This is a genomic window from Pseudoduganella chitinolytica (genome assembly GCF_029028125.1).
Taxonomy (GTDB): domain Bacteria; phylum Pseudomonadota; class Gammaproteobacteria; order Burkholderiales; family Burkholderiaceae_D; genus Rugamonas; species Rugamonas chitinolytica.
Genome location: NZ_CP119083.1, coordinates 1,395,059 through 1,414,092 on the forward strand (window position 1 = coordinate 1,395,059; position 19,034 = coordinate 1,414,092).

The following is a 19,034-nucleotide window of genomic DNA, read 5'->3' on the forward strand; positions in this document are numbered from 1 at the left end:
GAAGCAAGCACTTCGCCAGTGATGTTCAGTTTCATAAGGAAAACCATGTTCAATCCATCAGACCATCCGCATCGCCGCTACAACCCGTTGACGGGCGAATGGGTGCTCGTGTCGCCGCACCGCGCCAAGCGCCCGTGGCAGGGCGCGCAGGAGGCCCCGGACAATACGCCGAAACCGTCGCACGATCCCACCTGCTACCTGTGCGCCGGCAATACCCGGGTCAATGGCGTCAAGAACCCCGACTACGCGGGCACGTATGTGTTCGAGAACGACTTTGCCGCGCTGATGCCCGATACGCCGGATGCGGCACCCGACACCGACCCCCTGATGCGCACGATGAGCGTGCGCGGCACCAGCCGCGTGATCTGTTTTTCCCCCGACCACAGCGCCACGCTGCCGCAACTGTCGCCCGGCGCCATCGAGGAAGTCGTCAATACCTGGTGCGCCCAGGCCGAAGAGCTGGGCCGCACCTACCGCTGGGTGCAGGTGTTCGAGAACAAGGGTGCCGCGATGGGCTGCTCGAACCCGCACCCGCATGGCCAGATCTGGGCCAACAGCTTCCTGCCCAACCTGCCGGCGGCGGAAGAGCGCGAGCAGACCGCCTATCACGCGGAGCAGGGCCGTTCCTTGCTGCTCGACTATGTGCAACGCGAGGCGGACGGCGAACGGGTTGTCGTACAGACCGAATTCTGGCTGGCCGTCGTGCCGTACTGGGCCAGCTGGCCGTTCGAGACGCTGCTGCTGCCGCGCTTCCCCGTGCAGCGGCTGGAGCAGCTGACGCCGCCGCAGCGGGCCGACCTGGCCATCGCGCTGAAGCGCCTGACGACACGCTACGACAACCTGTTCAAGACCTCGTTCCCCTATTCGATGGGATGGCACGGCGCGCCGTATGGCGACACGCCATCCCCCGCATGGCAGCTGCACGCCCACTTCTATCCGCCACTGCTGCGCTCGGCGACCGTGCGCAAGTTCATGGTCGGCTTTGAAATGCTGGCCGAGGCGCAGCGCGACCTGACGCCGGAACAGGCGGCCGCCCAGTTGCGGGCCCAATCGGAAGTCCATTACCTTCAACCCAACGACAAGCAAGAACAAGATGAGTGATCCCGTGGTCCAATCCACCCCTATCGAGCGCACCCGCGCCGCTTTCGCCGCCGTGTTCGGCGGCGCCCCGGCCGTGGTTGTCCAGGCGCCCGGCCGCGTCAACCTGATCGGCGAGCATACCGACTACAACGACGGCCTCGTGCTGCCCTGCGCGATCGACTACCGCACGGTGATCGCGGCCAGCGGGCGGGCCGACCGCACGGTGCGCATCGTCGCGGCCGACTATGGCAACGCGATCGACGAGTTCTCGCTGGATGCGCCCATCGAGCGGCGCGACGAACCGATGTGGGCCAACTACGTGCGCGGCGTCATCGACGTGCTCGTCAAGCGGGGCCTGCCGATGCGCGGCCTGGACCTGGCCATTTCCGGCGACGTGCCGCAGGGCGCCGGGCTGTCGTCGTCGGCATCGCTGTCGGTGGCCGTCGGCCGCGTGTTTGCCACGCTGCCGGGTTTCGAAGGCCTGAGCCCGATCGACATCGCGCTGATCGCCCAGCAGGCCGAGAACGATTTCGTGGGCTGCAAGTGCGGCAACATGGACCAGATCATCTCGGCCTCGGGCGTCCTCGGCCACGCGCTCCTGATCGACTGCCGCTCGCTGCAAACCCAGCCGGTACCGATCCCGGCCGGCGCCGCGATCATGATCTTCCACTCGCACGTCGAGCGCGGCCTGGTCGACAGCGAGTACAACACCCGTCGCCGCCAGTGTGAAGAAGTGGCGCGCCACTTCGGCGTGCCGGCCCTGCGCGACGTCGACCTGGCCATGCTGGAAGCACGGGGCGGCGAGCTCGATCCGCTGGCGTTGCGCCGGGCCCGCCACGTCGTCACGGAAAATGCCCGCGTCGAGGCGGCAGGCAAGGCGCTGGCGGCGGGCGACCTGGCGCGCATGGGCGAGCTGATGGCCGCGTCGCACGTGTCGATGCGGGACGATTTCGAGATCACGGTACCGCTGATCGACCAGTTGGTCGAGATCGTCGGCAAGGTGATCGGCACCAGCGGCGGGGTGCGCATGACGGGCGGCGGTTTCGGCGGCTGCGTGGTGGCCCTGGTACCCGCCGGCCAGGTCGAGGCGGTCAGTGCCGCCGTGGCCCGCGAGTATTGCGGGCCGGAGGGCCAGCAGGCCACCATCTACGTTTGCAGCGCCGCCGCCGGGGCTGGTGTCGTGGCGGCGTAAGGTTTTGCTATGGCCGGGCTCGTGTCCACCTTGGGGTCACACCCCGACATGGACACGAGCCCGGCCGTTTTTCTTCCAGCCGCTAGCATGTTGCAATTCTTGCGTGAACGTTCCGACCCGCCAGTGGGGCCCTGTCCTACGTCCAGCTAGCCGGACGCCTTATAAAAACAAAGTTCGACCGTCGTTACCATGGCATCACCTTAACGCGACACGCCAGCCAACACGGCACCGGCACGTCGCCGATGGGATGCAATGTCAACCTGAAATGTTTTTAACGCTTAAGGAGAAACATCATGGCATCGAACCGTAACAACAACCCGCAGGGCAACAACCTGTTCACCAAGAACAGTGGCAACAGCCAGTCCGGTAACCGTGGCAACAGCCAGTCGGGCGACGCGAGCAACCGCGGCTTCGCGTCGATGGACCCGGAACGCCAGCGCGAGATCGCCAGCGAAGGCGGCCGCGCAGCCCACGCGTCGGGCAACGCGCACGAGTTCAACTCGGAAGAGGCACGTCGTGCGGGCTCCATGAGCCACAAGAACGACGGTAACCGCCAAAGCGGCAACCAGGGCAATGGCGGTGGTAACCAGGGCGGCAACAGCGGCGGCCGTGGTACCCAGGGCGGCACGCCCGAGCAGCATGCGCAGGCCGGCCGCCAAAGCCACAAGAACGATCGCTAAGCAGCATTAATGCGATGCAGAAACCGCCCTTCGGGGCGGTTTTTTTATGCGCGCAGTTTGCCGAGTGTGTGGAAATTCCGGCAAGCAGCGCGAGCGGACGGCGCGGGGGCAGCGTAGGGCGCGGCGTTGCCACCACCACACTTCACGATGCCCGAGTGATTGCGCGGCCGATCAGTTACCCCGATAGGTCGAATAGCCGAACGGGCTCAGCAGTAAGGGCACATGGTAGTGCCGGTCCGTCGCGTCCACATTGAACTCCACCGGGATTTGCGGGAAGAAGCTGGGCTTGCCGAGCCGTGCGTAATGGTCGCCGGTACGGAACACGATGCGGTAGCTGCCACCGGTAAGCCTTTGCCCCTGGGGATACAGGGCGGTTACGCGGCCTTGTGCGTCCGTAACGGCATTCGACAACTGGCGCCAGTCGTTGCCGCTGCGCTGCTCGAGTGTGACGGCAATGCCGGCGGTGGGCTCGCCGGTCTGCAGGTCCAGTACGTGAACGCTGAGCGGGTTGGACGGCATGGCGGCCCGCACGGGTGTGAAGAGGGCGCACCCCGCGGCCAGGGTAAGGGTAAAGATCGAGCGGGTGGATAGAGTCATGGGGCAACCTGAGAGTGGACAGGTGTGCATCTTGCCCGGGCGAGCGAGGTCGCCGGATGACAATTTCGTCATCCGCGTGTGTTGCCGCCGCTGCCTGAACGTTCCGACCCGGCCGTAAGACATGCTCCTACGGCGCCGCAGCCGGACGACTTATAAGAATGTCGCGTTCCAGCCTTTAAGATGAACTCACCTTAACGCGACACACCCGCCACGATGGCAAGGCAGGTCGCCGATGGGATGCAATGTCAACCTGAAATGTTAACCACGCTTAAGGAGAAACATCATGGCATCGAATCGCAACAACAACCCACAAGGCAACAACCAGTTCACGAAAGACAGCGGCAACAGCCAGTCCGGCAACCGTGGCAACAGCCAGTCGGGCGATACCAGCAACCGGGGCTTTGCGTCGATGGACCCACAGCGCCAGCGCGAGATCGCCAGCGAGGGCGGCCGTGCGGCCCACGCTGCCGGCACGGCCCATGAGTTCACGTCGGAGGAAGCGCGCCGCGCCGGCTCCATGAGCCACAAGAACGACGGTAACCGCCAGAGCGGCAGCGAAGGCAACGGCGGCGGCAACCGTGGCGGCAACCAAGGCGGCAACGGTGGCGGCACCCGTGGCGGTACGCCCGAGCAGCACGCCCAGGCCGGGCGCCAGAGCCACAAGAACGACAAGCGTTGATGCCGTCGTTCCCTGATGCGAGAGAGTAGCTTGCCGCCCTTCGGGGCGGTTTTTTTTTGGCGCCGCGCCGACCTCGCCTGGCGCCGCGGGCGCGGCGCCGTTGCGTCCGCGCGGCGGCAAACCGCGGCCGCGCAAAATACGCTTGTCCGGCGCGTGATAACGGCGCATGCTTTTCCGACAATTCACTCAACGGAGGCTGCCATGGTTCGTACCGGAAATGCGACTCGCCCCTTGCTGTGCAAGACCGCCCTGTGGACCGCGCTTGCGGCCGCGTTACCCGCGGCGCTGGCCCAGCACACCCGGCTGGCGGACCCGATTCCCGCGCCATTGGCCGTCAGCCCCGTTACCGTCACGCTGCGGCCGCTGCTGCAAGGACTCGTGTCGCCCGTGGCGGCGGCGGTGGCGCCTGGCGAACCGGGTAACCTGTACGTCGCGGACCAGATCGGTATCGTGTGGCGTACCGCGGTGGGTCCGGATGCCGTGCAGAAGAATGCACGCACGGCGTTCCTGGACGTGCGCAGCCGGCTGGTGCCGCTGGGAGCGCGCGACGAACGCGGCCTGCTGGGGCTGGCATTCCATCCTGACTATGCCCGCAACGGACGCCTGTACACGTATACGTCGGAGCCGGCCGCGTCGCCCGCCGACTTCAGCACGCAGCCGCCCGGCGTCGCGCCGAACCACCAGAGCGTCCTGACGGAGTGGCGTGCCAGCGGCGGCAGCGTCGACCCGGGCAGCGCCCGCGTGCTGCTGCGCATCGACCAGCCGCAATCGAACCACAATGCGGGGGCGCTGGCGTTCGGGCCCGACGAGCTGCTGTATATCGCACTGGGCGACGGCGGCGCTGGCGACGACCAGGGACCGGGCCATGCCGCCGAGGGCAATGCCCAGAGCCTGGCGCCCGGCAATGTGCTGGGCAAGATCCTGCGGATCGATCCGCTCGGCAATAATGCTGCGAACGGCGCCTATGGTATTCCCGCCACTAACCCATTCGTGGGCCGGGCGGGCGCGGACGAGATCTATGCCTATGGACTGCGCAATCCGTTCCGCATGGCCTTTGGCCCCGACGGCACGCTGTGGGCGGGCGACGTGGGACAGGGCGCCATCGAAGAGGTCAACCATATCGTCGCCGGCGGCAACTACGGCTGGCCCGTCAAGGAAGGCAGCTTCCTGTTCGACGCCAACGGCACGTCGCCCGGCTTCGTGTATGCGGCCAGTCCGAACGTTCCGGCCGGCCTCATCGATCCGGTCGCCGAGTACGACCATGCCGACGGTGTCGGGGCGCCGATCGCGCGTCAGGCCGTCATCGGCGGTTATGTCTACACGGGCGCCAGTATTGCCGCCTTGAACGGCCAATACGTCTTCGCCGACTTCATCGGTTCGACAGGAAGTGGCGTACTGCTGACGCTGGGTCCGCGCAACGTCGTGCAGAAGCTGCCGGTGCAGCGCCGTGAGCCGCTGGGGCTGGCCGTACTGGGCATGGCACAGGATGCGGCAGGCGAGCTGTACGTGCTGGCCAGCGCAGGGGGATCGCTGACCGGCACGGGGGGCGTGGTCCTGCGGGTGGCACCGGGGCGCTGACAGTTGGCGCCGACGTGGGCGGTTGCGCTACACTGCGCGTTTTCATGCCGTCTCGTGGTAACCGCCCATGTCGAATCCTTCCGAGTTGCGTGCCTGCGCGCTGCACTGCCTGACTGAAACCGATCCCGCCGCCAAGGCGGCGGCCGTCGAAGCGATGGCGCAGGCGCACGCGGCGGGACGCTTGCCGCTCGATCCCGCCATCGTGCTGGAGCCGGCACTGCCGGTGCCGGGCCGCCCGGCACGGCCGGAGCTGGTATCGCCGCGCCTGGTGGGCCGGCGCTCGATGGCGACCCTGGAAGGGCGCGCGATGCTGATCCATGCGCTGGCCCATATCGAGTTCAACGCCGTCAACCTGGCGCTGGACGCGCTGTGGCGGTTTCCCGGCATGCCGCCGGACTACTATCGCGATTGGTTGCGGGTGGCGCGCGAGGAGGCGTATCACTATTCGCTGCTGGCGGCGCACCTGGCCACGCTGGGCCATGCCTACGGCGATTTCACGGGCCACGACAGCCTTTGGGAAATGGTGGAGAAGACCCGTGCGGACATCACGGCGCGCATGGCGCTCGTGCCACGCACGCTGGAGGCGCGGGGCCTGGATGCGATTCCGCCGCTGCGTGCCAAACTGGCGCAAGCGGGCGACCAGGCCGCGGCCAGCATCCTCGACATCATCCTGCGCGACGAGGTCGGCCACGTCGCCATCGGCAACCACTGGTATGGCTGGCTGTGCGCCCGCCAGGGGCTCGACCCGGCCACGACCTACGACGAGCTGGCGATACGCTACCAGGCACCCGCCATCAAGGGGCCGTTCAACCTGGAGGCCCGCCGCCTGGCGGGCTTCAGCGAGGCCGAGCTGCGCCGCTACACGACGGCGTAAGGGCACCGGCCACCCGGGGATCGGCGTCCCCGTCCGCCAGCGCCTCCCACCTGCCGAACAGGTCCAGCAGGTCCGCGTGCGACTCGCTGAATGCCGCCGTGTCGCGCGGCTCCCGGTTTCCCTCGGCGTTGCCTTGCTGTATGCCCGATGCCGTCATGCCAGTCCCTCCGTGATGTGTGGCGATTATCGGCGCCCTCCCGGCAGTCGCTTGTAGGCGCACGCCGGTCACGGCTGTCAGCCGGATTGCTGTTGCCCCGCCTGGGTGCCGGCTGGAATCGGAGGCTGTCCCCGATTGCAACCGGTCTCAAAGGGAGACTGGCGGTTGCCGTGATGTCAGCTATATCGTTTTTGATATAGCTCATGACAAATATGGCATTGGTAATAAATTAATGTGCGCTTTACGATAACGCCTTTCATACCCTGAAAGGACCTTCCGTGCCTGGGCCCATCGCATCCTCTTCTTCTCCCGCCGCCATCGGGCATCCCGTGGCCGCGTCCAGCTACAAGTCCGCCATGGCGCTGCTGGCCAGCCTGTTCTTCATCTGGGGCTTCATTACCGTCATCAACAACACGCTGTTGCCGCACCTGCGCAGCGTGTTCGAACTCAGCTACACGCAGACGACACTGATCGAATCGGTCTGGTTCATTGCGTACTTTGTCGCCTCGATCCCGTCCGCGCGGCTGATCGAACGGGTCGGCTACAAGAAATCCATGGTCATCGGTCTCGTCATGATGGCCGTGGGTGCGCTCGGCATGATTCCCGCCGCGCGCCTGCCGTCGTATGGCGTCACCCTGTTCGCGCTGTTTGTCATCGCCTGCGGCATCACCTTGCTGCAGGTGGCGGCCAATCCGTACGTGGCCGTGGTCGGTCCCGCCGACACCGCGTCGTCGCGCCTGAACCTGGTACAGGCGTTCAATTCGCTGGGCGCCACGCTGGCACCGCTGTTCGGCGGCTACCTGATCCTGGGCCGCTCGACGGGCGGCACGGCCGGCGCCGACCAGGTGCTGACGCAGGCCGAGCGCCTGGCGGACGCGCAGGCGGTGCAGCTGCCGTACCTGATCGTTGCGTTCGTGCTGGTGTTGCTGGCCATCGCCATCGCCCGCTACCCGCTGCCGGCGATGGGCGGCAAGCGTGTCGAGAAGGCCGACCGGGGCAACCACTCCCTGTGGCGCCACCGCAACCTGGTGTTCGGCATCCCCGCCATCTTCATCTACCTGATCGCGGAGATCGGCGTCGCCAACCTGTTCATCAACTTCGTCTCGCAGCCGCACATCGGCAATGTCACGCATGAGCAGGCGTCGCATTACCTGTTCCTGCTGTGGGGCGGCATGATGGTGGGCCGCTTTGCCGGCAGCATGCTGATGCGCTCGATCTCGGCCGAAAGCGTGCTGGCGGGCGCCGCGATCGGCGCCTGCATCGTGATGCTGGTCGCGACCTTCACGACGGGGCCGACCGCCATGTGGGCGCTGATCGCCGTGGGCCTGTTCCACTCAGTGATGTTCCCGACCATCTTCACGCTGGGCATCCGCGGCCTGGGGCCGTTGACGGAAGAGGGCGCCGGCCTCCTGATCATGGCGATCGCCGGCGGCGCGCTGGTCGTCGTGCAGGGCTGGCTGGCCGATACCTACGGCCTGCAGAATTCGTTCCTGCTGACGGCCGCATGCGAGCTGTACGTGCTGTTCTATGCCGTGTGGGGCGCCAAGCCCACCAACGCGTTCCCCGACGCGGCCACCCGCCAGTAAGATCGGACGCGCCCGGCAGAGTTTGCCGGGCGCGTCTACAATCGTGGCCGGATCACTACAGGAGTTCCCATGAGCAATCTGATCGTCGTCGCCACCATCACCGCCCGCGAGGGCCAGCGCGAGGCGGTACGCGCCGCGCTGGAAGCGGTCGTGCCGCCCAGCCGTGCCGAAAGCGGCTGCCTGCGTTACGAGCTGCACGTCGACAATGCCGACGCCAACCGCTTCGTCATGCTGGAGGAATGGACCGGCGCGGACGCGCTGGCCGCGCACGAAAAGACCCCTCATTTGCGCGACCTGGCCGGCGCTGTCGTCGGCAAGGCCGACCTGCGCATCGACAAGCTGACCAAGCTGGCCTGAACGGCCCGGCCCATGTCCAACGCGGATCACCGCGGGGACACGAGCCCGGCCGTGGCGCCTCATGTGCTGGCGTTGGCGTTGGTGCCGGCGCGGGCGATGACCTTGACAACCAGGTTGTCCAGCGATTCCAGCAGCAGGCGCCAGCCCGGCTTCGCGCCGTTGTCCTCGATCCTGCCCCAGGCGAACACGCGCACGTAGTTCTTGCCCGAGCGGCCCTCGGCCAGGCGGCTCAGCAGCAGGCCGCCGCCCGCGTAGTCGTCGATGCGGGCCAGCGGCAGGTCGATCGCCAGCTTGCGGCTGCCTTCATGCTCGCCGAACTGTTCGCACTCGTCCAGGAAGTTGATGTACACGCGCTTGGGCGCATCCGCCGGCCACAGGCTGATGCGGGCGCCGCCGTAGACGATGCGCCGGCCGTTGGTGGCGGGCGCGATGAAGCGCACCTGCGTGACGGCCTGGCGGTAACTCAAACGCTCGCCCTCGATCGTGACGGTCTGCTCCTTCAGCGCGTCGCCTTCGAACTGGGCCCAGCAATCGATGAACTTTTCCAGCAGCCCCGTGCGGGACTGGCCCGTGCGCGGCCGTCCGGGTGCGTCGCCATCGACCGGCATGGCGGCGGTGGGAGCGCTGGCGCCCGCGGCTGCCGCGCCGGCCGGCTTGTCCGCGCGCCGCGGCGCGAACACGTCGATGACGTCGGTGGCCTTGGCGCGCTCGCGCCGGGTGCCGGCGGGATCGTCGCCGGCCGTGCGGCTGGCTTCGTCCCGCACCCAGATGCAGCTGTCCAGGTGCGGATGGTCCGGCGGCGCGCGAAAGTGGATCTGGCGGAATTTCTCGCGTTCCTCGGCCAGCTTGTGGTAGCCGACCCCGGAAACCAGCGGATTGCAGGCGGCGCGGCAGGCCGGGTCGGAGCAGCGGAACGTGAAGCGCCGCCGCTGGCCGGCCGGCTGGGCGAAATAGGCCCGCTGGGCGCCGTAGATGTCGATCGTCTCATCCAGCTCTTCGCAATACGCTTCCAGGATCTGCAAGGTGTTCTCCTCAGCCGTCTCGATAGCGCGTATTGTGAGCGCAGCCGCGCCGGCGCGCCAGTCCCGTCGTCGCTATAATCGGCCGCATGGATACTCACATCGCCCCCGTCGAACTGGCCAAGGCCTACCGCCTCATCAACCATGGTCCCACCGTCCTGGTGTCCGCCAGCCATGACGGCGTGGCCAACGTCATGGCCGCGGCCTGGGCCTGCGCGCTCGATTTCGCGCCGCCCAAGGTAACGGTCGTGCTGGACAAGAGCACCCGCACGCGCGCGCTGGTCGAGGCCAGCGGCCGCTTCGTGCTGCAGGTGCCGACCGCGCGCCAGCTGCGGCTGACGCAGGCGGTCGGCAACACCAGCATGGCCGACGATGCGGACAAGCTGCGCAACTGCGGCGTCACGCTGTTCCAGGCGGGCGGCGGCGCCGATCCGCTGGTCGAGGGCTGCGCCGCCTGGCTGGTGTGCCGCCTGGTGTCCGAGCCGCACAACCAGCAGGCCTATGACCTCTTCATCGGCGAAGTGGAAAGCGCGTGGGCCGACCCGCGCGTGTTCGCCAACGGCCACTGGCGCTTCGAGGAAGCGGGTCCGGAATGGCGCAGCCTGCACCACGTGGCGGGCGGCCATTACTATGCGATCGGCGCGCCGTTGTCGGCGCACGCCGAAGAAGACGCTACCAGTCCACCTTCATCGCCAGCTTGACGGTGCGCGGCAGCCCGGCCGCCAGGCGCGTGCCGGCGCCGGCCCAGTAGCGCTTGTCGGCCGCATTGTCGACGTTGAGCTGCCAGGTGACCGGCTGCTGCGCCAGTTGCGTCGCATAGCGCGCACCCGTCGAGAACAGGGTGGTGCCGCCCAGGAAGGCCTGGTTCAGGTCGTTTACGGGACGGCGGCCCGTGTAATAGGCGCCGGCGTGGACGGTCAGGCCGGCCGCCGCCTCATATGCCAGGAACGCGCTGGCCGTATGCTTTGCCGCGTTCTCCGGCAGCTTGCCGTCGTAGGCCGCGCCGATGTCGCGGAATCCGGCGTCGAGCGCCTGGCTTGCAACCTGCCAGGACAGGCGCGGGGTGAGCTTGCCCTGTGCCGACAGCTCCACGCCCCGGTAGCGCTGTGTGCCGTCCGCCGTGAACACGTTGGCCGCGTTCGTGTAGTAGCCGGGCCGGTCGATGTCGAACAGCGCGACCTGCAGCAAGGTGCCGACGGGCGCGCGCCAGCGCAGGCCCAGCTCCTTCTGCCGGCTGACGCCCGGCGCCAGGCGCTCGCCCTGGTTGGCGCTGCCCGTGGGCGCCGCCTCGCCTTCCTCCAGCCCCTGCGCGGCCGATGCGTACACGGACCACTCCGGGGCGGGGCGCCAGACCAGCGCCGCCAGCGGTGTCGTCTTGTCGACGCTGTAGTGGGCGGCGCCTTGGTCGCTGCGCAGGCGCGCGGCGCGCACGCCCGCCACCAGCTGCCAGGCGGGGGACAGCGTCATGCGGTCGACGAGGTACAGGCCGGCGTCGCGGCTGTCCAGCGCGGCCGTCGTCGGCGTCGCGGGAACCGTGCCGATCGTCGTGCCGGCCGCGTGGGAGACGGGCAGCGGGTCATACAGGTTCTGCGCCGGGATCGTGTAGTTGGCCTGGTAGATGGGTGCCTGGCCCTTGTCCGTGCGGGTCGCGCCCAGCGTGACGTCGTGCCGCACGGCGCCGGTGGTGACGGTGCCGGACAGCTCCGCCCGTACCATGTCCGAGTCCACGTCCAGGTGCTGCATATTGCCAGCAATGCGGCCCGCGCCATTTGTCACCGCCGCCACGTTCGCGAAGCGGAAGATGGCCAGGTTGCGCTCGCGCTTGGTTTGCGCATGGCCCGCTTCGACAGTCAGGGCCCAGTCGTCGCTGACGGCATAGTCGGCGCGCAGCTGGATGTTGGCGGACTCGGTGGCGAACAGCGCCCAGTCCGGACCCACGGCGCGGCGCGGATCGACGGGGCGGGGCAGTGCGATCGCGCCGGCCACGGCGGCCGGCAGCGCGATCCCCGCCTGCTCCGTCACGCGGCGGCGGTCGTATTCGGCATCCGCCTTGAGGCGCAGCCGCGCGCTGGCCTTCCAGTCCAGCGCCACCGACGCGAAGGCACGGTTGCCGTTGCCCACGCCAGTCATGTGCGAACCCAGCGTGCCACCGGCCGCGTTGACGCGTACGCCCAGCGCGCCATCGGCGCCGAAACGCCGCGCCACGTCGATGGAGGCGATGGCGCTGCCGTTGTCGTCCATCGTGAGGCCGGTGCTGGTGACGGGCCGTGCGCCGGCCCGCTTGGTGACGAAATTGACGACGCCGGCCGGCGACGTGAAGCCGTAGTACAGGGCCGTCGCGCCCTTCAGCACTTCGACCCGTTCCTTGTTCTCCATCGGCACCTGGGAAAAGTTCATGATCGGCAGCGTGCCGTTGAGGCGGTAGTTGGTGCGGTTCTCGACGGCGATGCCGCGCACCACCAGCTGGTCCCATGTTTCGCCGCCGTTCTGCTGGCGCGTCACGCCCGCGGTATTGCGCACCGCGTCGTACAAGCCGCCGGCGGCCTGCAGCGCGAGCACTTCGCGGGTGATGACGTTGACGGTGGACGGCACATCCATGATGTCGCCGCCGCGGAAGGTGCCCGCTTCCACCGTGTGCGGCACGAATCCCTCGGCGCGGGCAGCGGTGATGCGCACGGCCTGCAGCGCGGCGTCGTCGGACTGCGCCTGTGCGGCATATGGAAACGCCAGGCCGAGGGCGAGGGCCAGCGCGGTCGGCTGCGAGGAACGGAGTTGCATGAGAAGAAACGTGTTTGTAGAGGAAGGCAACATCATCCCCTAAATGATAATCATTAACAAGTAACGATTTCTACGTACTGTCGCGCGGCTTGACCCGATTCACCGCTAGAATCGACTCCGGAAGCCCTGCCGGGCCGGTACCCGCCGCCCGGTTCCCATGAGGAAGACATGACACAGGCAGAGCATTGTTCATGGAGTGACGACGACGCGGCCGCCTTTGGCGCACTGATGCTGGGCGGCACGCGCCAGTTCGGCGTCGTCTTTTTCGATGCCGGCCTGTGCATCACGGGCTGGAACAGCGGTGCGCACGCCATCACGGGCTGGGCGGCCGGCGAGGTGCTGGGCCACCCCACGGCGCTGCTGTTCACACCGGAAGACCGGGCCCGCAAGCTGGACGAGCACGAAGCCAGCGCCGCCGCCATCGTCGGCGTGGCCGAGGACGAACGCTGGCACATCCGCAAGGACGGCACGCGCTTCTGGTCCAGCGGCCTGACCCTGCCGCTGGGCAGCGCGCGCTCCGCCTTCGTCAAGGTGTTCCGCGACACCACCCACCTGCGCGGACGCGCCAAGACGCTGGAGAACCTGCTGCAGGAGCACGAGCAGGCGCAGCAGGAACGGGAACGCTTCCTGGCCACCATCGTGCACGAGATGCGCAATCCGCTGTCGCCGCTGAAGATGTCCGTGCAGCTGCTGCAGCGGCAGGGCGACGAGACGGGCCGCCTGGCCGAACCGCTGCGCGTGATCGGCCGCCAGGTCGACTGCCTGGAGGGCCTGATCGAAGACCTGGTCGACCTGACGCGGGTCCAAAAGGGCAAGTTGAGCATCGAGTACGGCATCGTCGAGCTGCAGGGCTTCCTGCGCGAGGCGCTGGACATGTGCCGCGAGGCCGCCGGCATCCGCGGCGTCGCGCTGCACCTGGTGGCGCCGACGGTGCCGATCTACCTGGAGGCGGATGCCCGGCGTTTGCAGCAGGTCGTCGTCAACCTGTGCAACAACGCCATCAAGTTCACGCAGCGGGGCGGCAACGCGTGGCTGACGGCCACCGCCGACCAGAGCCACGTCGTGCTGACGCTGCGCGACGACGGCCGCGGCATCACGGCCGACCTGCTGCCGCGCATCTTCGAGGTTTTCACGCAGGCGGGCGACGCGTCCAGCGGCCGCGGTGCCGGGCTGGGCATCGGGCTGGCCCTCGTCAAGGAAATCGTCAGCCTGCACCAGGGCACGGTGGAGGTGCGCAGCCCGGGCGTCGGCAAGGGCAGCGAGTTCGTGGTGCGGATTCCTCAGCACAAACCGAACGTGGCGGCCCCGCTGGCGGGCCAGCAGGACAGTCCCGCCAGCGCCGGCCCATGACGCTGCAGGTCAGCGGCCGCTGTGGAAATGCTTGCGGATGCCGGCCCAGCACTGCTGGTAGTCGCGCTGGCGCTGCGGGCTGGCCAGCGCCTGCTCGGTCGGCACGATCACATTGCGCGTCTCGAACATGAAGGCCATCGTATCGGCCACCTTGGCCGGCTTGCTGGTGTCGCTGGCGCTGGCCTTGTCGAAGGTGGCGGCGTCCGGACCGTGCCCGCTCATGCAGTTGTGCAGGCTGGCGCCGCCCGGCACGAAGCCGCCGCCTTCCTTGGCGTCGTAGGCGCCGTGGATCAGGCCCATGAATTCGCTGGCCACGTTGCGGTGGAACCAGGGCGGGCGGAACGTGTCCTCGCCGGCCAGCCAGCGCGGCGGGAAGATCACGAAGTCCAGCGTATCCACGCCCGGCGTGTCGGACGGCGCCTGCAGCACGAGGAAGATCGACGGGTCCGGATGGTCGTAGCTGATCGAGCCGATCGTGTTGAAGTGGCGCAGATCGTAGCGGTAGGGCGCGTAGTTGCCGTGCCACGCGACGACGTCCAGCGGCGAATGGCCGATCGGCGCCTGCCACAGGTTGCCGCAGAATTTCGCCACCAGGTTGAACGCGCCTTCGCGCTCCTCGTAGCGGGCGACGGGCGTTTCGAAGTCGCGCGGGTTGGCCAGGCCGTTCGAGCCGATCGGCCCCAGGTCCGGCAGTTGCAGCAGCGCGCCGAAGTTCTCGCAGATGTAGCCGCGCGCGCTGCCGTCCGGCAGGTCCACCGCGAAGCGCACGCCGCGCGGAATCACGGCGATCTGCTGCGGCTCGATGTCGAGCGTGCCCAGCTCCGTGCGCAGGGTCAGGCGGCCCTGCTGCGGCACGATCAGCAGTTCGCCGTCGGCATCGTAGAAGTAGCGGTCCTGCATGGAGCGGTTGGCGGCATACAGGTGGATCGCGCAGCCCGTCATCGCCTCCGGCGACCCGTTGCCGGCCATCGTCACCCAGCCGTCGATGAAGTCGGTCGGCGCGCCGGGCGCCGGCAGCGGGTCCCAGCGCAGCTGGTTCGGCGGCGCCGCGTTGGTAAAGGCGCTGACGATGCGGCCATTGTCCAGGCGTTCGAACTCGCCGTGCTGGGCGGCCGGACGGATGCGGTACAGCCAGGAGCGGCGGTTGTGGCTGCGCGGCGCCGTGAAGGCCGTGCCGGAAATCTGTTCGGCGTACAGGCCGTATGGCGCGCGCTGCGGCGAATTGCGGTGCGCCGGCAGGGCGCCGGGCAGGGCCTCGGTGGCGAATTCGTTGCCAAAACCGACCTGGTAGCCGTCCGGCAGGCTGGTGGAAGCTGTCACGTTGCGTCTCCTGTTGAGGGTTTCCAGGCACTGTAGACCACCCGATAGTATTTTACGAGATCAATAGTTGAATGTAGACTATTCATACCGTAAATGCCTGGAGCCTCGATGGACATCGACCTGAACCTGCTGGCCGTGTTCCAGCACGTCTACCGCGAGCGCCAGATCTCGGCGGCGGCCCGCCGCCTGGGGCTGACGCAGTCCGCCGTCAGCAACGCACTGGCGCGCCTGCGCCGGGTATTCGACGACGAGCTGTTCGTGCGCACCGCCCAGGGCATGCAGCCGACCCCGTTCGCGGAGCAGATCGCGGAGCCCATCGGCGCGGCGCTGGCCAGCGTGGCGCAGGCCCTGAACTACCGCAGCGGCTTCGATCCGGCCACCAGCGAGCGCCGCTTCACGCTCGCGCTGACGGACGTGGGCGAGGTCTATTTCATGCCCGTGCTGATCGAACGCTGCCGCCAGCTGGCGCCCGGCGTGCGGGTGCGCTCGGTGCGCGCCGGCAGCATCGCATTGAAGGAGGAAATGGAAACGGGGCGGGTCGACCTCGCCATCGGCGCCTTCGACGACATGTCGGAGGCGCTGTTCCAGCGCCAGCTGTTCCGCCAGCGCTTCGTGACGATGCTGCGCGCCGGCCATCCGCTGATGGACGGGCCGGTCGATGTGGAACGCTTCGCCGGCGCGGCGCACCTGATCGTCGATGCGGTGGACAGCCCGTACGACCGCGTCAACGGGCTGCTGGCCAAGGCCGGCATCGTGGCGGCCGCCAGCGTGCCGCATTTCACGGCGGTGCCGTATATCGTGGGAGCTGGCGACCTGGTCGTGACGGTGCCGCAAAAGCTGGCCGAGCGCGCCGCCGCACCGTTCGGCCTGGCCTGGATCGAGCCGCCGCTGACGCTGCCTACGTTGCAGACCAACGTGTTCTGGCATCGCCGCTTCGGCCAGGACCCCGGCAACGCCTGGCTGCGCGAGCTGATCGTGGCGCAGTTCGGCGAGTAGCGTCAGGGGCGCATGCCCCCACGCGCGGCGCCGGCGGCGCGGCTCTGTCGCCATCGTTTGCCTTGTCGTTATCCTTGTCCTCGTCCTCGTCGTTCTTGTCGTCGTCCTCGTCCTCGCCCACCACACGCAGGCCATGCGCCATGTCCACCGCCACCCGCTGCACGGGCCGCACATTGCCCACGCCCAGTTCCTCCATCAGTTCCAGGGCGCCCAGCAGCACCTGCTGCTGCGTGTCCATGAAGGTACCGTACGACGGCACCAGCACGAAATAGACGACCTCGAACTCCAGCGCATCCTGCGTCACGTTCTTCAGGTGGGCCCGGTCGAAGCGCACGGCGTCCTGCCGCTCGACGATCTCGCGCAGGCGTGCCGGCAGCTCGCGCGCCATGGCCACGGGGGTGGCGGGATCGAACAGCAGCGAGAACGCGACCCGGCGGTTGGCCATGCGCTTGTAGTTGCGCACCGTGTTCTTCAGCAGGTCGGCATTGGCGATGACGACCTGCTCGCCGCTGTCGGCACGGATGCGGGTCGTCTTCAGGCCGACCTTCTCGACCGACCCGGAGACGCCGTTGACGACGATGGCGTCGCCCACTTCGAACGGCTTGTCGACGGCGATCGACAGCGATGCGAACAGGTCGCCCAGGATGTTCTGCACGGCCAGCGCGACGGCCACGCCGCCGATGCCGAGGCTCGCCACGAACGCGGAGATGTTGATGCCCAGGTTCGCCAGCACGGCCAGCAGGAAGACGGTCCACAACACCGTCTTCAGGGCCCAGTTGACGAGGGTATGGGCGACGGTGGCGGGAGCATCCGGATCCTTGGCATGCGCGCGGAAGTAGCGCTTCGCCGTGACGGACAGGGCATGGTCGATGTACAGGGCCAGCTGGGCGCCCAGCGTGATGAACCACAGGTGGCGCACGCGCAGGTCCCACGGCGCCGGCAGGTCCAGCACCGTCAGGCCGATCAGCAGGGCCGTCAGGGCGATCGCGAGCACGCTGGTGCGGCCCAGCGTGGCGGCCAGGACCTCGGCATACGGCCGGTCGGCCTTGCCCGCCTCGGCCAGCTTGGCGATGCGGCGGCGCGACCAGCGGATCAGCGCGTGCATCGCCAGGAACGCGAGGACGGCCACGGCGGCAGCCGTCAGCCAGTTGTCCAGGTCGATGGTGCGCAGGAACGTGAATTGACTGGTGAATGTCATGCTGCCTCCTTCTTTTGCTCATCGGCAGGGTAGCAAGCACAACGGCAAGATGGCCGCACGGTTCTGCTGAGCAACGGGAGTGGGGACTGTCCCTTCGGGACTGTCCCCGAAGTTTCTCTGCGCCGCAGCGGGCGCATGCAGGGTTGGGGACTGTCCCCGGTTTTCATCCGCGGCGGTGGCTCAACCGTTCCGGGCGCCTCCGCGATAGCAGACCGCTGCTCACGAGCCGGCGATAAAAACCGGGGACAGTCCCCTGCGGGGACAGTCACCAAAAAAAATACCAATCCAATTCCACTTGGTCTAGTATACATGCCAATCCAATACCGGTTGCGATCCAGCCGGCCTGGCGTGTCGCACCTGACGGGGGAATCGAATGAAGCGTCTGTGGTGGTTTGCGGGTTTTTTCCTGTTGTACGAACTGACGGTCTACCTCACCAACGACATGATCATGCCCGGCATGCCGCAGGTGATGGCCGAGTTCAGCGGGCCCAGCCGTTATATCGGTCTGTCGCTCAGCCTGTACATCCTGGGCGGCTGCACGTTGCAGATCATATTAGGACCACTTGCAGACCGCATGGGCAAGCGCCGCGTCATGCTGGGTGGTGCCGCCTTCTTCCTCCTGGCCACGGCGCTGGTGCCGCTGGCGCAGTCGGCCACCCAGTTCCTCGCCATCCGCTTCTTCCAGGGCATGGGGTCGTGTTTCATCTTCATCGGCTACGCCGCCATCCACGAACTGTTCGACGACACCCGCGCCGTCAAGCTGACCACCTTGATGGGCAACACGACCGTCTTCGCGCCACTGATCGGCCCCGTGGTCGGCAGCGCCGTCATCGCGGTACTGGATTGGCGCGCCGTCTTCGTCACCGCGTTCGTGTTGGGGGCGATCGCGTGGCTGGGCCTCGCACGCACGATGCCGGCCGCACGGCCCACCGGCGCCGTCGGCGCCGCGCCGGTGCGTTTGCTGGCCAGCTACCGGGCCATCTTCACCAACCGCACCTTCATGCTGGGTATCCTGGTGGCCGGGCTGGCCATCACGCCGCTGACGGCCTGGATCGGCCTGTCGCCGGCGATCCTGTTGCAGCACGGCGGCGCCAGCTACGGCACCTATATCGCCTGGCAGTGCGCCATCTTCATCGGCTTCGTCCTCAGCACGTTCGCCATCCAGCGCATGGGCGGCGAGCTGCCACTGGGGCGCCTGCTGCGCCAGGGCGGCCTGCTGGCGCTGGCGGGCCTGGGCGGGGCCGGCTTCGTGGCATCGCAGCCGCAGCTGTTCATCGCGTGCATGTTCGTGTTCTCGGCCGGCTTCGGCCTCTTCAACGGCGCACTGGTGCGGATCGCGCTGACCGCCACGGGCCAGTCGATGAACCTGACCTCGGCCGCCATGAGCCTGCTGTACTGCCTCTACATCGCGCTGGGCCTGGAACTGTACAACGCGGTGTGCGAGCGCTTCGGCTACGCGCTGCAGGCCTACGCCTGGTGCGGCGTGCCGGTCGCGCTGGCCGTCTGCGCCGGCTTGTTCCACATCGCGCGCGGCCATGATGCCCGCCAGCGCGCCGTGCTGCCGGTGGCGGCGTAAGGGGATGCGATGAGGGA

At 67.9% G+C, this 19,034-nt stretch carries 17 protein-coding genes; 12 read left to right on the plus strand and 5 right to left on the minus strand.

The features are described 5' to 3' along the window. The first annotated feature begins 45 nt into the window (after positions 1–45). The 3 genes from PX653_RS06085 to PX653_RS06095 all read left to right on the plus strand — a co-directional run bounded on the left by PX653_RS06085 (position 46) and on the right by PX653_RS06095 (position 2,952). Positions 46–1,101, plus strand: a complete 1,056-nt coding sequence (locus PX653_RS06085) for a UDP-glucose--hexose-1-phosphate uridylyltransferase (protein ID WP_277417019.1) — start codon at positions 46–48, stop codon at positions 1,099–1,101. Further along, positions 1,094–2,272 carry a galactokinase gene (gene galK, locus PX653_RS06090; protein WP_277417020.1) on the plus strand — a complete coding sequence of 393 codons (1,179 nt, stop codon included), beginning with the start codon at positions 1,094–1,096 and terminating at the stop codon, positions 2,270–2,272. The genes PX653_RS06085 and galK overlap by 8 nt, the downstream gene beginning before the upstream one ends. Positions 2,273–2,565: 293 nt before the next feature. Continuing rightward, a complete protein-coding gene (locus PX653_RS06095; RefSeq protein ID WP_277417021.1) occupies positions 2,566–2,952 on the plus strand; it encodes a KGG domain-containing protein in 387 nt (128 codons plus the stop codon). Between the two features lie 171 nt (positions 2,953–3,123). Here PX653_RS06095 and uraH read toward each other — a convergent pair whose 3' ends face one another. Next, positions 3,124–3,549 carry a hydroxyisourate hydrolase gene (uraH, locus tag PX653_RS06100; RefSeq protein ID WP_277417022.1) on the minus strand — a complete coding sequence of 142 codons (426 nt, stop codon included), beginning with the start codon at positions 3,547–3,549 and terminating at the stop codon, positions 3,124–3,126. Between the two features lie 283 nt (positions 3,550–3,832). Between uraH and PX653_RS06105 the strand changes: the two genes are divergently transcribed. The 5 genes from PX653_RS06105 to PX653_RS06125 all read left to right on the plus strand — a co-directional run bounded on the left by PX653_RS06105 (position 3,833) and on the right by PX653_RS06125 (position 8,780). Continuing rightward, a complete protein-coding gene (locus PX653_RS06105; protein ID WP_277417023.1) occupies positions 3,833–4,228 on the plus strand; it encodes a KGG domain-containing protein in 396 nt (131 codons plus the stop codon). A gap of 231 nt (positions 4,229–4,459) precedes the next feature. Beyond that, the gene (locus tag PX653_RS06110) at positions 4,460–5,806 is read left to right on the plus strand and encodes a PQQ-dependent sugar dehydrogenase (RefSeq protein WP_443094351.1); all 1,347 of its coding nucleotides are present in this window, start codon (positions 4,460–4,462) and stop codon (positions 5,804–5,806) included. Positions 5,807–5,873: 67 nt separating this feature from the next. Beyond that, positions 5,874–6,680 carry a ferritin-like domain-containing protein gene (locus tag PX653_RS06115; RefSeq protein ID WP_277417025.1) on the plus strand — a complete coding sequence of 269 codons (807 nt, stop codon included), beginning with the start codon at positions 5,874–5,876 and terminating at the stop codon, positions 6,678–6,680. 435 nt (positions 6,681–7,115) lie between these two features. Further along, entirely contained in the window at positions 7,116–8,423 is a 1,308-nt protein-coding gene (locus PX653_RS06120) for a sugar MFS transporter (RefSeq protein ID WP_277417026.1), read from the plus strand. A 69-nt stretch (positions 8,424–8,492) separates the two neighbouring features. Further along, positions 8,493–8,780: a putative quinol monooxygenase gene (locus PX653_RS06125; protein ID WP_277417027.1), complete on the plus strand. Its 288-nt coding sequence runs from the start codon at positions 8,493–8,495 to the stop codon at positions 8,778–8,780. 59 nt (positions 8,781–8,839) lie between these two features. On the opposite strand, the gene PX653_RS06130 is transcribed toward PX653_RS06125, so the two are convergent. Next, positions 8,840–9,802 carry a hypothetical protein gene (locus PX653_RS06130; RefSeq protein WP_277417028.1) on the minus strand — a complete coding sequence of 321 codons (963 nt, stop codon included), beginning with the start codon at positions 9,800–9,802 and terminating at the stop codon, positions 8,840–8,842. 86 nt (positions 9,803–9,888) lie between these two features. Between PX653_RS06130 and PX653_RS06135 the strand changes: the two genes are divergently transcribed. Beyond that, positions 9,889–10,500, plus strand: coding sequence for a flavin reductase family protein (locus tag PX653_RS06135; protein ID WP_277417029.1), 612 nt, complete (start codon positions 9,889–9,891; stop codon positions 10,498–10,500). Here the strand turns inward: PX653_RS06135 and PX653_RS06140 are convergent. Then, positions 10,472–12,577 (minus strand): TonB-dependent siderophore receptor, encoded by a 2,106-nt coding sequence (locus PX653_RS06140; protein ID WP_277417030.1) that lies wholly within the window; start codon positions 12,575–12,577, stop codon positions 10,472–10,474. The two genes, PX653_RS06135 and PX653_RS06140, sit on opposite strands and share 29 nt — an antisense overlap. Positions 12,578–12,745: 168 nt before the next feature. Between PX653_RS06140 and PX653_RS06145 the strand changes: the two genes are divergently transcribed. Further along, complete coding sequence (locus PX653_RS06145) at positions 12,746–13,927, plus strand: PAS domain-containing sensor histidine kinase (protein WP_277417031.1); 1,182 nt, start codon at positions 12,746–12,748, stop codon at positions 13,925–13,927. A gap of 9 nt (positions 13,928–13,936) precedes the next feature. Here PX653_RS06145 and hmgA read toward each other — a convergent pair whose 3' ends face one another. Beyond that, positions 13,937–15,247, minus strand: coding sequence for a homogentisate 1,2-dioxygenase (hmgA, locus tag PX653_RS06150; protein WP_277417032.1), 1,311 nt, complete (start codon positions 15,245–15,247; stop codon positions 13,937–13,939). Positions 15,248–15,355: 108 nt separating this feature from the next. On the opposite strand from hmgA, the gene PX653_RS06155 reads away from it, so the two are divergent. Continuing rightward, entirely contained in the window at positions 15,356–16,243 is an 888-nt protein-coding gene (locus PX653_RS06155; protein ID WP_277417033.1) for a LysR family transcriptional regulator, read from the plus strand. Here the strand turns inward: PX653_RS06155 and PX653_RS06160 are convergent. Continuing rightward, the gene (locus PX653_RS06160; RefSeq protein ID WP_277417034.1) at positions 16,146–17,441 is read right to left on the minus strand and encodes a mechanosensitive ion channel family protein; all 1,296 of its coding nucleotides are present in this window, start codon (positions 17,439–17,441) and stop codon (positions 16,146–16,148) included. The genes PX653_RS06155 and PX653_RS06160 overlap by 98 nt on opposite strands. A 373-nt stretch (positions 17,442–17,814) precedes the next feature. Here PX653_RS06160 and PX653_RS06165 point away from each other — a divergent pair, with 373 nt between their 5' ends. Beyond that, on the plus strand, positions 17,815–19,017 hold the full coding sequence (locus PX653_RS06165; RefSeq protein WP_277417035.1) for an MFS transporter: 1,203 nt from the start codon (positions 17,815–17,817) through the stop codon (positions 19,015–19,017). Positions 19,018–19,034 lie beyond the last annotated feature (17 nt).

Excerpts from the sequence above, each read along its gene's own strand:
- PX653_RS06085 (WP_277417019.1), top strand. The coding sequence starts at position 46 with ATGTTCAATCCATCAGACCATCCGCATCGCCGCTACAACCCGTTGACG.
- PX653_RS06140 (WP_277417030.1), bottom strand. The coding sequence starts at position 12,577 with ATGCAACTCCGTTCCTCGCAGCCGACCGCGCTGGCCCTCGCCCTCGGC.
- PX653_RS06095 (WP_277417021.1), top strand. The coding sequence starts at position 2,566 with ATGGCATCGAACCGTAACAACAACCCGCAGGGCAACAACCTGTTCACC.
- PX653_RS06165 (WP_277417035.1), top strand. The coding sequence starts at position 17,815 with ATGAAGCGTCTGTGGTGGTTTGCGGGTTTTTTCCTGTTGTACGAACTG.
- PX653_RS06125 (WP_277417027.1), top strand. The coding sequence starts at position 8,493 with ATGAGCAATCTGATCGTCGTCGCCACCATCACCGCCCGCGAGGGCCAG.
- PX653_RS06115 (WP_277417025.1), top strand. The coding sequence starts at position 5,874 with ATGTCGAATCCTTCCGAGTTGCGTGCCTGCGCGCTGCACTGCCTGACT.
- PX653_RS06145 (WP_277417031.1), top strand. The coding sequence starts at position 12,746 with ATGACACAGGCAGAGCATTGTTCATGGAGTGACGACGACGCGGCCGCC.
- PX653_RS06155 (WP_277417033.1), top strand. The coding sequence starts at position 15,356 with ATGGACATCGACCTGAACCTGCTGGCCGTGTTCCAGCACGTCTACCGC.
- PX653_RS06105 (WP_277417023.1), top strand. The coding sequence starts at position 3,833 with ATGGCATCGAATCGCAACAACAACCCACAAGGCAACAACCAGTTCACG.
- PX653_RS06135 (WP_277417029.1), top strand. The coding sequence starts at position 9,889 with ATGGATACTCACATCGCCCCCGTCGAACTGGCCAAGGCCTACCGCCTC.
- galK (WP_277417020.1), top strand. The coding sequence starts at position 1,094 with ATGAGTGATCCCGTGGTCCAATCCACCCCTATCGAGCGCACCCGCGCC.
- uraH (WP_277417022.1), bottom strand. The coding sequence starts at position 3,549 with ATGACTCTATCCACCCGCTCGATCTTTACCCTTACCCTGGCCGCGGGG.
- PX653_RS06160 (WP_277417034.1), bottom strand. The coding sequence starts at position 17,441 with ATGACATTCACCAGTCAATTCACGTTCCTGCGCACCATCGACCTGGAC.